The 12,368-nt window shown below is 64.8% G+C and carries 16 protein-coding genes; 9 read left to right on the top strand and 7 right to left on the bottom strand.

Going from position 1 to position 12,368, the window contains the following annotated elements:
• Positions 1 to 73 precede the first annotated feature (73 nt).
• Positions 74 to 691, top strand: coding sequence for a TonB-dependent receptor (locus HDC35_RS17130; protein ID WP_184648611.1), 618 nt, complete (start codon positions 74 to 76; stop codon positions 689 to 691).
• Positions 692 to 867: 176 nt separating this feature from the next.
• Here HDC35_RS17130 and HDC35_RS17125 read toward each other — a convergent pair whose 3' ends face one another.
• Entirely contained in the window at positions 868 to 1,047 is a 180-nt protein-coding gene (locus HDC35_RS17125; RefSeq protein WP_184648610.1) for a PspC domain-containing protein, read from the bottom strand.
• Positions 1,048 to 1,107: 60 nt separating this feature from the next.
• Entirely contained in the window at positions 1,108 to 1,236 is a 129-nt protein-coding gene (locus HDC35_RS19750; protein WP_260397812.1) for a hypothetical protein, read from the bottom strand.
• A gap of 239 nt (positions 1,237 to 1,475) precedes the next feature.
• On the opposite strand from HDC35_RS19750, the gene recF reads away from it, so the two are divergent.
• The 4 genes from recF (at position 1,476) to HDC35_RS17105 (ending at position 5,581) form a co-directional block, all read left to right on the top strand.
• Positions 1,476 to 2,585: a DNA replication/repair protein RecF gene (recF, locus tag HDC35_RS17120; protein ID WP_184648609.1), complete on the top strand. Its 1,110-nt coding sequence runs from the start codon at positions 1,476 to 1,478 to the stop codon at positions 2,583 to 2,585.
• Between the two features lie 88 nt (positions 2,586 to 2,673).
• On the top strand, positions 2,674 to 3,975 hold the full coding sequence (locus tag HDC35_RS17115) for an Hsp70 family protein (RefSeq protein ID WP_184648608.1): 1,302 nt from the start codon (positions 2,674 to 2,676) through the stop codon (positions 3,973 to 3,975).
• A gap of 37 nt (positions 3,976 to 4,012) precedes the next feature.
• Positions 4,013 to 4,684: a spermidine synthase gene (locus HDC35_RS17110; RefSeq protein ID WP_184648607.1), complete on the top strand. Its 672-nt coding sequence runs from the start codon at positions 4,013 to 4,015 to the stop codon at positions 4,682 to 4,684.
• A 90-nt stretch (positions 4,685 to 4,774) separates the two neighbouring features.
• Positions 4,775 to 5,581, top strand: a complete 807-nt coding sequence (locus HDC35_RS17105) for a hypothetical protein (protein ID WP_184648606.1) — start codon at positions 4,775 to 4,777, stop codon at positions 5,579 to 5,581.
• Between the two features lie 14 nt (positions 5,582 to 5,595).
• Here HDC35_RS17105 and HDC35_RS17100 read toward each other — a convergent pair whose 3' ends face one another.
• Positions 5,596 to 5,940, bottom strand: coding sequence for an arsenate reductase family protein (locus HDC35_RS17100; protein WP_184648605.1), 345 nt, complete (start codon positions 5,938 to 5,940; stop codon positions 5,596 to 5,598).
• Positions 5,941 to 6,141: 201 nt separating this feature from the next.
• Here HDC35_RS17100 and HDC35_RS17095 point away from each other — a divergent pair, with 201 nt between their 5' ends.
• Positions 6,142 to 6,858: a murein L,D-transpeptidase catalytic domain family protein gene (locus tag HDC35_RS17095; protein ID WP_260397811.1), complete on the top strand. Its 717-nt coding sequence runs from the start codon at positions 6,142 to 6,144 to the stop codon at positions 6,856 to 6,858.
• A gap of 314 nt (positions 6,859 to 7,172) precedes the next feature.
• Here the strand turns inward: HDC35_RS17095 and HDC35_RS17090 are convergent, their stop codons facing one another.
• From HDC35_RS17090 to HDC35_RS17075, 4 genes are all read right to left on the bottom strand, one after another.
• On the bottom strand, positions 7,173 to 8,522 hold the full coding sequence (locus HDC35_RS17090; protein ID WP_184648603.1) for a L,D-transpeptidase family protein: 1,350 nt from the start codon (positions 8,520 to 8,522) through the stop codon (positions 7,173 to 7,175).
• Between the two features lie 72 nt (positions 8,523 to 8,594).
• Positions 8,595 to 9,956, bottom strand: a complete 1,362-nt coding sequence (gene accC, locus HDC35_RS17085; RefSeq protein WP_184648602.1) for an acetyl-CoA carboxylase biotin carboxylase subunit — start codon at positions 9,954 to 9,956, stop codon at positions 8,595 to 8,597.
• Between the two features lie 9 nt (positions 9,957 to 9,965).
• Positions 9,966 to 10,451 carry an acetyl-CoA carboxylase biotin carboxyl carrier protein gene (gene accB, locus HDC35_RS17080; RefSeq protein WP_184648601.1) on the bottom strand — a complete coding sequence of 162 codons (486 nt, stop codon included), beginning with the start codon at positions 10,449 to 10,451 and terminating at the stop codon, positions 9,966 to 9,968.
• A 68-nt stretch (positions 10,452 to 10,519) separates the two neighbouring features.
• Positions 10,520 to 10,960 (bottom strand): type II 3-dehydroquinate dehydratase, encoded by a 441-nt coding sequence (locus tag HDC35_RS17075; protein ID WP_184648600.1) that lies wholly within the window; start codon positions 10,958 to 10,960, stop codon positions 10,520 to 10,522.
• A 78-nt stretch (positions 10,961 to 11,038) separates the two neighbouring features.
• Between HDC35_RS17075 and thiS the strand changes: the two genes are divergently transcribed.
• The 3 genes from thiS to HDC35_RS17060 are packed head-to-tail and all read left to right on the top strand — an operon-like array spanning position 11,039 to position 12,368.
• On the top strand, positions 11,039 to 11,239 hold the full coding sequence (gene thiS, locus HDC35_RS17070; protein WP_184648599.1) for a sulfur carrier protein ThiS: 201 nt from the start codon (positions 11,039 to 11,041) through the stop codon (positions 11,237 to 11,239).
• Complete coding sequence (locus tag HDC35_RS17065) at positions 11,239 to 11,589, top strand: VOC family protein (protein ID WP_184648598.1); 351 nt, start codon at positions 11,239 to 11,241, stop codon at positions 11,587 to 11,589. The genes thiS and HDC35_RS17065 overlap by 1 nt, the downstream gene beginning before the upstream one ends.
• A complete protein-coding gene (locus HDC35_RS17060) occupies positions 11,586 to 12,368 on the top strand; it encodes a thiazole synthase (protein ID WP_221438309.1) in 783 nt (260 codons plus the stop codon). Before HDC35_RS17065 ends, HDC35_RS17060 begins: the two co-directional genes overlap by 4 nt.

The raw sequence follows: 12,368 nt of genomic DNA, 5'->3' as shown, positions 1-12,368 counted from the left end.
CGGAGCGATCCGGCGGGGCTTCTTCTTTGGCCCAAGCTGATAGCATGGCTTGTTCAATGGTGAGGAGATAGCGATGCGTATCGGTATGATCGCGGCGGCGATGCTGGCGGCGGGCGCTCCTGCTGCAGCGCAGGACAATAGCAATATCATGGGGGAAGTGGTTGTGACGGGGCAACGCGCCTCGGCCGATTATCTCTCCGACGAACAGACCGTCGTCGGCTTGCGGCGGGCGGCCGACAGCGCCATCCAGCCGGTTAAATTCACTTCGGATTCGCGCGACGCCGACGTCCGCAAGCGCGAGATCCATGCGATGATCGAGAGCGCGATCAGGCGTACCGACGCCGCTGGGGTTGAACTGGTCACCGGCGAATTCGAGCTGACCAAAGTAACGCTTGCCAACTATAGCGACCTCGCCTTCCGGAGCGGGGGACGTCCGGATACCAGCGAGATTGCGGTCTATGTAAAGGCGAAGCTGGGCGGATCGGTCGGCAGCGCGCAGTCGCGGATCGACAATTTCATCAAGGTCGTGCCGGCCGAAGGGCGCGCGCTGATCGAACGGCGCGGCGCCATTACGCTCACGATCATCAACCCCGACCAGTATCGGCCCGAGATCGTCAAGCTGGTCGCGGACGAGGCGCTCAAGACCGCCGGCGCCTTCGGACCCGACTATGGCGTGAGGTCGCGGGGCTGAATGAGCAACTGATCTGGGCGCAGGCGAGCGCGACCGAGGTGTTCCTCTATATTCCTTACCGTTTCACCGTGCGCCCCAAATGAAAAGGGCCCACCGGTCTGGCCGGTGGGCCCTTGGTCCTTGGAAATATGCGGGCCGGTGCGACTGCGCCTGTAAGGCGGCCGGCCCGGGCTGTCCTAGGGCGCGAGGATCGCGACGGCGAGGTACAGCAGCAGAGGCAGGCCGAAGCCTAGAAGCGTCAGGGCGACAAAGCCGACGCGCGTCCACAAGACGTCGATACCGAACTGTTCTGACATTCCGGCGCACACGCCGAAGATCATCCCGTCGCGACGATTCTTGCGAAAACCCTGTTTCATTTCTTTCCTTTCCATCCCGGCTCGGGGCCGGCGTTATCGAAGGCTGGTGGGGTTCGCCGATCAAACGACCAGCGAACCGACCTGCGCACCATTCTGACCGACGATTGCGAGCAACATCACCGAGGCATAGACTGAAGCGAAAGCAGCAAGCGCGTAGCTCTTGACGGCGTGAACGTTGAAATGAGCCATGATTTTATCCTTCCTTGAACCTTCCATCCGGCCATCCGGTGGATGCCAGCAGTTATGCATGGGGCGTGCCAATTTCATTAATTGGCGGTTAAGCGCCATTTTCTGAATCGCGACCCGATATTCAAACGGGAAATTTGCGCATGAATGGTGAAAATTGCCATTTGACGAAAAATATTCTTTCGAAAGATGCGCGCGTCGGGCTGGTGTCGTTGCGGGCGCTGCGGTAGGCGCAGAAAAGGATGACGCTGACCCGCCTTTCGTTAACCGATTTTCGCAATCACGCCGGCGCGGACATGGCGGCCGCAGCGGGGCTGGTCGCGCTGCACGGCAACAATGGCGCGGGCAAGACCAACATATTGGAAGCGATCTCGCTGCTCGCGCCGGGTCGCGGACTGCGGCGCGCGGCGCTCCTCGACATGGTGCGCGACGGGGCAAGCGGGGGCTTCGCCGTGTTCGCTGAACTCCAGGCTGGGGTGGACCTGCCGCCGGTCGCGCTCGGTACCGGGACCGAGCCCGCGCATTCGGGGCGCCGCATCGTGCGGATCAACGGCGCTGCGGCGGCGGCGACTGCGCTCGGCGAATGGCTTGCGATATTGTGGCTGACTCCGGCGATGGACCGGCTGTTCGTCGAAACCGCGGGCAACCGCCGCCGCTTCCTCGACCGGCTCGTGCTCGCGCTCGACCCGCGCCACGCGCAGCACAGCAACCGCTATGAAGCGGCGCTGCGCGCGCGCGGCAAATTGCTCGTCGACCTGCCGGCCGCCGATGCGGGGTGGCTCGCGAGTCTCGAAGCGCAGCTCGCCGAACATGGCGCCGCGATGGACACGGCGCGCCAGCATATGCTCGCCGCCCTATCGGCCGAACTCGCCGCGCTGCCCGATGCGCCCTTCGCCCGCCCGCTGCTGACACTTGTCGACAGCGAGGGCGATGCGCGCAGCGCGCCGCACGAGGTCGAGGCGCTGAAGGCGCTGTTCGCGGGCCGTCGCCGCATCGACGCCGCCGCCGGGCGCGCGACCGCAGGGCCGCATCGCGACGACCTGTCGGCGGTTCATGCCGCAACCGGCCGCGCTGCAGCGCGCTGCTCGACCGGCGAACAGAAGGCGATGCTGCTGTCGCTCGTTCTGGCGCACAGCGATTGCGTCGCGCGGCTGCGCGGACAGCGGCCGGTGCTGCTGCTCGACGAGGTTGCGGCGCATCTCGACCCGCTGCGCCGCGGCGCACTCTACGAACGGCTTGCGGGGCAGGGGGGGCAGGCGTGGCTGACGGGCACCGAGGGGGCGTTGTTCGACGACATGCCGGGACCGGTGACGCGCTTTCATATCGCGGACGGGCGGATCGGGGCAGGATAGCGGGCCGGGCGGGCGCCTTGCCCATCATTTGAGTCTGTGCAATAGGCGCCGCCCGCGCCGGCCTCGGCTCATCCCCACAGGTATCGTCATGAACAGCAACCAGGCCGCGAGCGCGCTCGGGCTCGATTTCGGCACCACCAACACCGTCGTTGCGCTGGCCAACGGCAGCGGCGATACGCAACTCGTCGAATTTGCGGGTGATGCGGCGACCGGCGGCGTATTCCGCTCGGCGCTCTGCTTCTGGGAAGAAGAACGCGCCTGGCAGGGAGTCGCGCATGAAGCGGGGCCGTGGGCGATCGAAGAATATCTTCAGTCGCCGCTCGACAGCCGTTTCGTCCAGTCGTTCAAGAGCGTCGCGGCGAGCCCGTCGTTCGAACGCGCGATGATCTTCAACAAGCCGTACCGCTTCGAGGATATGGGGCGGCTGTTCCTGCAGCGGCTGGTCGCGCATGCTGGCGGGCGGCTCGATACGCGGCCGCGGCGGGTGATCGTCGGTCGTCCGGTCGAGTATGCCGGCGCGCGGCCCGACGCGGCGCTGGCGCGGCAGCGTTACGACCTGATGCTCGAAGCCTTCGGTACCGAAATATATTATGTGCACGAACCGCTGGGAGCGGCGCACAGCTATGCCTCGCGCCTGACCGAGCCTGCGACGATCCTTGTCGCCGACTTCGGCGGCGGCACCACCGACTTTTCGATCGTCCGCGTCGCTGCGCCGGGAAGTGCGCGCCGCTGCGTCCCGCTCGCATCGTCGGGGATCGGCATCGCGGGCGACCGGTTCGATTATCGCATCGTCGACAGGCTGGTGCTGCCGCTGCTGGGCAAGGGCGGTACCTATCGCTCGTTCGACAAACTGCTCGAAATTCCGGGCGGCTATTTCGCCGATTTTGCCGATTGGTCGCGCCTCGCGCTGATGCGCAATCGCCGTACGCTGGGCGAATTGCGGCGGCTGCAGCGCGATGCGGTCGATCCAGAACCGATCGGGCGCATGATCGCGCTGATCGAGCATGAACAGGGTTTTCCGCTCTACGACGCGGTCGGGCGGCTCAAGCGCGCCCTGTCGGGCGCCGACCAAGCCGAATTCACTTTTACGGGCGATGGCGTCGACATCCGGGCCGAGGTGCGCCGCGCCGATTTCGAACGCTGGATCGCCGACGACCTGCGCCGCATCGAAACCGCGATGGACACCGCGCTGGCGCGGGCGGGCGTCGCGCCGGCGGCCATCGACCGTATCTTTCTGACCGGCGGTTCGTCGCTGATCCCCGCGATCCGGGCGCTCTTCGATCGCCGCTTCGGCGCCGACCGGATCGCGACCGGGGGCGAGCTGACCTCGATCGCGCATGGCCTTGCCTTGATCGGCGAAGAGTCCGATCCAGCCGAATGGGCCGCATGATGACAATGGGGAATGACGCAATGACGGGCGAGGGCAAGTGAAGGTGCGCGAATTGATCGGCACGGCGGCAGTGCCCGGTGGCGGCGAGCTTCACCTGTTCCGGCGCGGCGGCGATTTCATCATCGCGATCGGCGGTAACGAATTGATGAGCAGCCGGATGAGCGGGTCCGAAGAGGCATTGGCCACGATGAGCTATGCGCGTCTGGCAGGGCGCAAGGCGCCACATCTGCTGATCGGCGGTTATGGCATGGGCTTTACCCTGCGCGCCGCGCTCGCCGCGCTAGGGCCCGACGCGAAGATCACGGTGGCCGAGCTGGTTCCCGGCATCATCGACTGGGCGCGCGGGGCGATGGCCGAGCTGGCGGCGGGCGCCCTCGACGACCCGCGGGTCGAACTCGTCGTCGGCGACGTCGCGGCGGCGATTGCCGATGGTCGCGGCCAATATGACGCGATCCTGCTCGACGTCGACAATGGCCCCGATGCGTTGACGCATGAAGCCAATGACCGGATATACTCGGCCGCCGGCCTTGCGGCGGCAAAGGCAGCGCTGACGCGAGGCGGCATATTGGCGATCTGGTCGGCGGCGCCCGATGCGCGCTTTACGCGGCGGCTGGCGGCGGCGGGATTCCGGGTCGACGAGGTCGGCGTTCGCGCGCGGAGCAACGGCAAGGGTGCGCGGCATGTCATCTGGTTTGCGACGGCGGGGTAAGGGCAGGTTTTGTTGCGGCGATCCCAAGCCGACTTCTTAACAGCAACACAAGGTTTCCGTCATAGGCTGCCTAATTCGGGGGCGACCAGCTTGGACTACGACGGCAAAATCATATGGTATAGCTTCCAGCGGCTTTCGCGGGGAGACCAGTCGTGTCTTGCGCAGATGTTGGCCGAGCCCGGCCGTCAACAGATGACGGCGTCCAAATCGGCTCATAGCGAATTCTACCATGTCCTGCACTCGTTCGGCATGGCCGAGCCCGGCACGATCGATGAAGGCTTGAGCGCGTTAGGAATGGAGGAGTGGGTGCTCACCGAGCACGGCCATCAGGCCATTCGTGTGTATCTGGCGCAGGGCTTTGCCAAGGCGGACATCGTTGCCGGAGAAGGCAAATCGGTGCGCGGGATCGCCCTTCGCTTCCTGTCGGGTTACGCTCCCGTGCAGTTGGCAGGCGGATTGCTGGCCTATTTTCTGACCCGGTCAGGCGTCGACATCTCAGGCACTGCAACCTTCAATCTGGCGTTGCTGACGATCCTTTCCTGCCACGCAGGTGTACGGTGTGCCATGCGGGCGCGGCGACCAATAGGCGGATTGGCTCTCATCCAGCGTCTCGAACAGCTGAGGTATATCGATCAACGCCGTGGCCTGTACGCCTATGGCATGGTGATCGCGGCATTCGCGTTTCACCTGCCGGTCGCGATCGCGCACGATGTCATGCTGGGCGGGTTGACCCAGATGGCTTTGGTCAGAGCTCTCTTTTCCGCAGCAATTGCCGGGCTGTGGGCCTATTTTGCCCTGCCGCACGAACTGGAACGCGTGTTCCGCAAAACGCGCAAGGATGCCGGTCTGCCCGATCATGCCGACGAGGAGGAAGAGGCAGAACCATTGCCGCTGTAACGGTCGCGAAACCGTCAGAGGATTTCGTGCACCCGGTCCTGCGGGCGGCACAATCGCACGCCCTTGTCGGTTTCGACGAATGGGCGTTCGACATAGGCGGGATTTGCGGCCATCGCGGCGATGATCTCGTCCTCGTCGGCGTCGTTGAGCCTGCGTTCCTCGGCGTCGGTGCCGCGCAGGCGCAGCGCGTCGCGCGCGGTGAGGCCGGCGTCGGCGAACAGCTGGCGCAGCTTGTCGGCGCTGTACGGATTTTTGAGATATTCGACGACGGTCAGCGCGACGCCGGGCGTCTCCTGAAGGATCGCCAGCGTCTTGCGCGAGGTGCCGCAAGCGGGGTTGTGCCAGATGGTCGCGTTCATGGGATGACGTCCTAACGCAGCCTTATCGCGGCGTAAACGCGCTATTCATGGCATATATGGCACATCCTCCCGCATGAAGGGGAACCACCTGCTTGCCTTTCGCGGCCCGAACACGACTTATGCAATGTCGAGGGACCGCCAAAGGGCGGCCATTGCGGGGTTGCTGTTCAAGTGCATGAATTGATCGATCGCAGGGCGTTGTTGACGGGACTTGCAGGAGCGGGGGCACTGGCCGCCGCACCGGCGCGCGCGCAGCTGCCTAATTGGATTCAACAGCCGGCGGCGCCCTTGCCGCCGCCCGTCGATTATGTCGCCGTCGCGAAGAAGCAGCTGGCGATGCAGGGGCGCAATATCCCGCAGAGCGACCGCGTCGGCGTCGTCGATTTCGGCCTGCCGTCGTCGCGCCCGCGCTTCGCGCTGGTCGATATGGTGGCGGGCAAGGTCGACATGTTCCCGGTGACGCACGGGCGCGGGTCAGACCCGCAGCACGACGGCTGGCTCAAGAGCTTTTCGAACCGCGTCGGCAGCCTCGCGACGTCGCGCGGTGCCTATCGCACCAGCGATTATTACTGGGGCGCCAACGGATCGTCGATGCGGCTTGCCGGGCTGGAGCCCGACAATTATTCGGCCGACGTGCGCGCGATCGTCGTGCATGGCGCCTGGTATGCCGATCCGTCGCTGATCGCGACGCAAGGCAAGTTGGGGCGGAGCGAAGGCTGTTTCGTGTTCGGCGAGGAACTGTTGCCGATGATCCTCTACAAGCTGGGGCCCGGCCGGTTGCTCTTCGCCGACCGGCTCAGCGCGCCGCCGCCGATGCCCAAGCCGTTCGATCTGCCGCCGGCCGATCCGCTGCCCGGCACGGAGAATCTGCGCCGCGCGAGCAGTTTCAGCGGGACGTTGCCCAAGACGGCGGACTGATAATGCGCCGCCGGTTTTTGGCGTGGGAACCTGCCACCGCCTGTAACGCCGTCCAAAGGTCAGTAAAAGTCAGCCTTGTGCGCCGCCCGATTTGACGCCGCAGGGGTACGGGATGCGCCCAGCCAGACCGCCTGAGCAAACGAGCCAGCAACCGCTTTTATCTACCGGGTGAAAGAGCCGGGGTGAAGGCTGGCATAGCCGGATATTGTAGGAAAGCGCTTTTTTTTCGGCGTCGGCTTTGTGGCGAAGAGAAAGTCCTCCCTGTGGCGACGCGATGGGGAGGATTAATGACACCATCGGTCGTTAGCCGGCGCTCAATAAATTCCGCTTGTCTCCGGCGTCGTCGTGACCGTCGGCACGACGGCGGGCGGCGCCGGCGCGACGATCGTCGCGGTCGGGCGGCCGGGCTTGGCGAAGCTCGCGACCACGGGCGCGTCGCGGCCATAGATGTCGGCGAGCTTCTTTATGCCGCCCTTGCCGTCGGGAACGACGGTCCAATAGGCGACATAGACGGGAAAAGGCTGGTCGAAGCCGAATCGCGTCGTCTTGCCGCTCGCGATCGCCTCACCGAATTCCTCGGGGCTTTTGCCCGCGAACATCACCGCCATCAGGCCCGAGAAATGCAGCGCGCGCTCGGTACGGATGCAACCATGGCTGAACGCGCGCGCGGCGGCGTTGAACGCCCCCTTTGAGGGCGTATCGTGGAGATAGATGGCATGCTCGTTGAGCATCTCCATCTTCATCACGCCGAGCGCATTGTTGGCGCCGGGCTGCTGGACCACCGACAGCGTCTTTCCGCTGCCGGTCCAGGTATAGCCCTGCGCGCGCGCGGAGCCGGGATTGCGCGCGATCGTCGCGCCGATGCCTTCGTTGATGATGCTGCGCGGCAGTGTCCAGGTCGGGTTGACGATGATCCCGGTCGCCATCGGGTTCAATTGCGGCGTCGGGGTCGCATTCTTGCCGACCACGGCCTTGTGCGTCGCGATGACCGTGCCGCCGTGGACGACACGGGTCAGATATTCGGGCACGTTGCTGACGACATAGCGTTCGCCGAGGTTGCGCGGCATCCACCGCCAGCGTTCCATGTTGACGCGGATCGCATTGGCTTCGGCCGGGGTTTTCGCCTTCGCGAGCGACGCCTTAAGGGCTGCGAAATCGGGGTGCACGGGATCGAGCGTTGCAAGCGTCTCGCTCACCGTTCCGGCGCCCAGCGCGCCGGCGAGGAGCGAGAGCAAAGGTTCGCTTTCGGCGTCGCTGTCGACCATGAACCATTGCTTGCGCGCAGCATTGGGCGTGCGGCCGTCGCGCAGATGCGTCGCGAGCAGCAGGAAGGTGTCGGTCGCGACCTTGTCGAGCCGGGCCTGGTCCTCGCCCATGATCGCCGCGGCGAGCGCGTCGGGATTATAGTCCTTGGCGAACAGGCCTTCGGCGCCGATGCCTTCGATCGACACGAGCAGCGCCTCAGCATTCTGTTTCGACCAGCTTGGCAGATTCGCTTCGGCGGCGGTTTCGACGACGGGCGCGTCGTCCTTCACCTTGTCGGGCTGGAGGATGACAGAATCTTCCTTCACCGCCGTTTGGGCGAGGGCGGGCGCCGCGAGCAGGCTCAGCGGGAGAAGAAGCGCGGTGGCGGGGCGCGCCGAAAAAGGAGAGTTTTTGACCATGATTAGAGCCCATAGCCAAAAATCAACCGCAGTGAAAGTGAGCTGCCGCACAGTTCGGCGCAAGAAAAGACGTCAGGCTTTCGCCTCGTCATCCTTTCGCGCGAGCCATTCTTCGAGCCATTTGATCGTATAGTCGCCGTGGATGACGTCGGGGTCGGCGAGCAGCGCCTGGTGGAGCGGGATGTTCGTCTTGACCCCGCCGATCACCATTTCGTCCAGCGCGCGGCGCATCCGCATCATGCAGCTTTCGCGGCTGCGGCCATAGACGATCAGCTTGCCGATCATGCTGTCGTAATAGGGCGGAATCGAATAGCCGGCGTAGAGCCCGCTATCGACGCGGACATGCATGCCGCCCGCAGCGTGATAGCTCGTCACCTTGCCCGGCGAGGGCAGGAAGTTGCGCGGATCCTCTGCATTGATGCGGCATTCCATCGAATGGCCGCGGAACTCGAGGTCTTCCTGTTTTACCGACAGGCCCGCGCCGCCCGCAATGCGGATCTGTTCGCGGACGAGGTCGAAGCCGGTGATCATCTCGGTCACCGGATGTTCGACCTGGATGCGCGTGTTCATCTCGATGAAGAAGAATTCGCCATTTTCCCAGAGGAATTCGATCGTCCCGGCGCCGCGATAGCTCATCTTTGCCATCGCGTCGGCGCAGATACCGCCCATGCGCGCGCGTTCCTCGGCCGAGATAATCGGCGAGGGGGCCTCTTCGAGCACCTTCTGGTGGCGGCGTTGGAGCGAGCAGTCGCGCTCGCCCAAATGGATGGCATTGCCCCGGCCGTCGCCGAACACCTGGAATTCGATGTGGCGCGGGTTGCCGAGATATTTTTCCATATAGACGGTCGGATCGCCAAACGCAGCCGCCGCCTCGGACGAGGCCTGACCCATCAGGCTTTCGAGGCTGTCCTCGTCGGGAACGACCTTCATGCCGCGCCCGCCGCCGCCCGAGGCGGCCTTGATGAGCACCGGATAGCCGATGTCCTTGGCGAGCTTCTTGGTCTCCTCGCTGAAGGTCACCGCGCCGGGCGAGCCTGGAACGACAGGCAGGCCCAATGCGACCGCGGTGCGCTTGGCCTCGACCTTGTCGCCCATCGTGCGGATATGCTCGGGCTTCGGGCCGACGAAGATCATGTCGTGCGCTTCGATAATCTCGGCGAAGCGTTCGTTTTCCGAGAGGAAGCCATAGCCCGGGTGGATCGCGTCCGCGCCTGTGATCTCCGCCGCCGAGATGATCGCGGGAATATTGAGATAGCTGTCCTTGGCCGCCGGCGGTCCGATGCACACGGCCTCGTCGGCAAGGCGGACGTGCATCGCGTCGGTATCGGCGGTCGAGTGGACCGCGACCGTCCTGATACCCATTTCATGGCACGCGCGGTGGATGCGCAGTGCGATCTCGCCACGGTTGGCGATCAGCAGTTTCTCGATAGCCATGGGCTGACTTTATCCGATGGTGAACAGCGGCTGGTCGAACTCGACCGGCTGGCTGTTCTCGACATGCACGGCCTTCAGCGTGCCTGCGGCGGGCGCAACGATCGGGTTCATGACCTTCATCGCCTCGATGATCAGGATCGTCTCGCCAGCCTTTACCGCCGATCCGATTGCCGCGAAATTGGGCGCACCGGGTTCGGGGGCGAGATAGACGGTGCCGACCATCGGCGACTTGACGGCATCGGCGAAGCTGTCGGCGGCGGGCGCCGCTGCGGCTGGAGCGGCGGCGGGAGCGGCCGGTGCCGCGGCGGCAGGCGCTGCGACGGGCGCCGGCGCGAAGGCGACCGGCGCGGCAGCGGTCAGCGTGCGCGCGACGCGGACCTTGCGGTCGCCGTCCTCGACCTCGATTTCGCTGAGCTGCGTGTCGTCGAGCAGTTCGGCGAGCGCGCGCACGAACGCCGGATCGATATTGATGCCATTGTCTTTATGGTCACCCATGAGAATTTTCCTGTTGTTGCGGCGCCGTTGGTCGAACGCCTGACCCCGTTTTTTGATGGGCCCTATTGTCAGAGACGGGCGGCGGCGTCCAGCGCCAGCGTGTAGCTATCCGCGCCGTGGCCGGCAAAATGCTGCGCCGCGGCCATGCCGACATAGCTCAAATGCCGGAACGCTTCGCGTTTCATCGGGTCCGACAAATGGACCTCGATCACCGGAACCTTGATCGACTTGATCGCGTCGTGGATCGCGATCGAGGTGTGCGTGTAACCGCCCGCATTGAGCAGCACGGCTTTCGCGCCGGCGATATAGGCTTCGTGCAGCCAGTCGATCAGCACGCCTTCGTGATTGGTCTGGCGGCATTCGACGCGGAGGCCGAGAGCGGTGGCCTGTGCCTCGAGCCGGGCATGGATGTCGTTCAGCGTATCGGTCCCGTAAATCTCGGGCTCGCGCGTGCCGAGCAGGTTGAGGTTCGGGCCGGAGAGGACAAAGACGGTCGGAAGTTCGGGCAAGGCGCGGGCTTTCGGTTGCGGCGAGGCTCGCTCCCCCTATATGGGCTGCTCGGCAAAAGGCAAAGCGAGGCGGATTTCTTGATCTCGGTCATTCTCAACGGCGAATCCCGGCAGGTGCGCGAGGGCAGCATCGCCGATCTGGTCGCGTCGTTAGGTCTCGACGTGAAGAAGGTCGCGGTCGAGCGCAACCGCGAAATCGTTCCCCGCTCGACCCTTGCCGATGTGGCGCTCGCGGAAGGCGACGCGCTGGAAATCGTTCATTTCGTAGGAGGCGGCTGATGCCGGTCGCACGGATAGTCCCCAATCGTTACGCGGACGATCCGGGAACGGGCAAGGGCTTCTTCAACGAAGTGTTGGGGCTCGAGACCGCGATGGCGATGGATTTCATCACAACCTATCGCTCGGCCGGACAGCCGCTGGCGCAGATCAGCATCCTCAGCAGCGATCCGTCGGGGTGGGGCCCTGCCTATTCGGTCGGCGTCGATGACGTCGATGCCGTGTATGCGCGTGCGGTCGAGGCCGGTCACGAGATCGTCTATGCCCTGCGAGACGAGCCATGGGGTGTCCGCCGCTTTTTCGTGCGCGATCCGCTCGGCGGCGTTGCGAATGTGGTACAGAATAAGGATTGAATGTGGACAAGATCGATAGCTGGAGCGTCGCCGGCCGGACCTTTACGTCGCGCCTGATCGTCGGCACCGGCAAATACAAGGATTTCGAACAGAATGCCGCGGCGGTTGCGGCTTCGGGTGCGGAGATCGTCACCGTCGCGGTGCGCCGCGTCAACGTGTCCGATCCGACGGCGCCGATGCTGACCGACTTAATCGATCCCAAGAAGATCACCTATCTGCCGAACACCGCGGGCTGCTTCAACGCCGACGATGCGATCCGCACGCTGCGGCTGGCGCGCGAGGCGGGCGGCTGGGACCTGGTCAAGCTGGAAGTACTGGGCGAGGCGAAGACGCTGTATCCCAACATGCGCGAGACGCTGGAGGCGACCGAAGTCCTTGCCAAGGAAGGCTTCCTGCCGATGGTCTACTGCGTCGACGATCCGATCGCAGCGAAACAACTCGAGGACGCGGGCGCGGTCGCGATCATGCCTTTGGGCGCGCCGATCGGCTCGGGACTCGGCATCCAGAACCGCGTCACGATCCGCCTGATCGTCGAGGGGGCGTCGGTGCCGGTGCTTGTCGACGCGGGCGTCGGTACCGCTAGCGATGCGGCGGTGGCGATGGAACTGGGTTGCGACGGCGTGCTGATGAACACCGCGATCGCCGAAGCGAAGGACCCCATCCTGATGGCGCGGGCGATGAAGCGCGCGGTCGAGGCCGGGCGCGACGCTTACCTCGCGGGGCGCATGGGGCTGCGCAAATATGCCGACCCGTCGAGCCCGCTGGCGGGTCTGATCTGA

This window comes from Sphingopyxis sp. JAI128 (assembly GCF_014207235.1).
Lineage (GTDB): Bacteria > Pseudomonadota > Alphaproteobacteria > Sphingomonadales > Sphingomonadaceae > Sphingopyxis.
The sequence above is the reverse complement of the archived record's forward strand: the minus strand, read 5'-3'. Positions and strand labels throughout refer to the sequence as shown.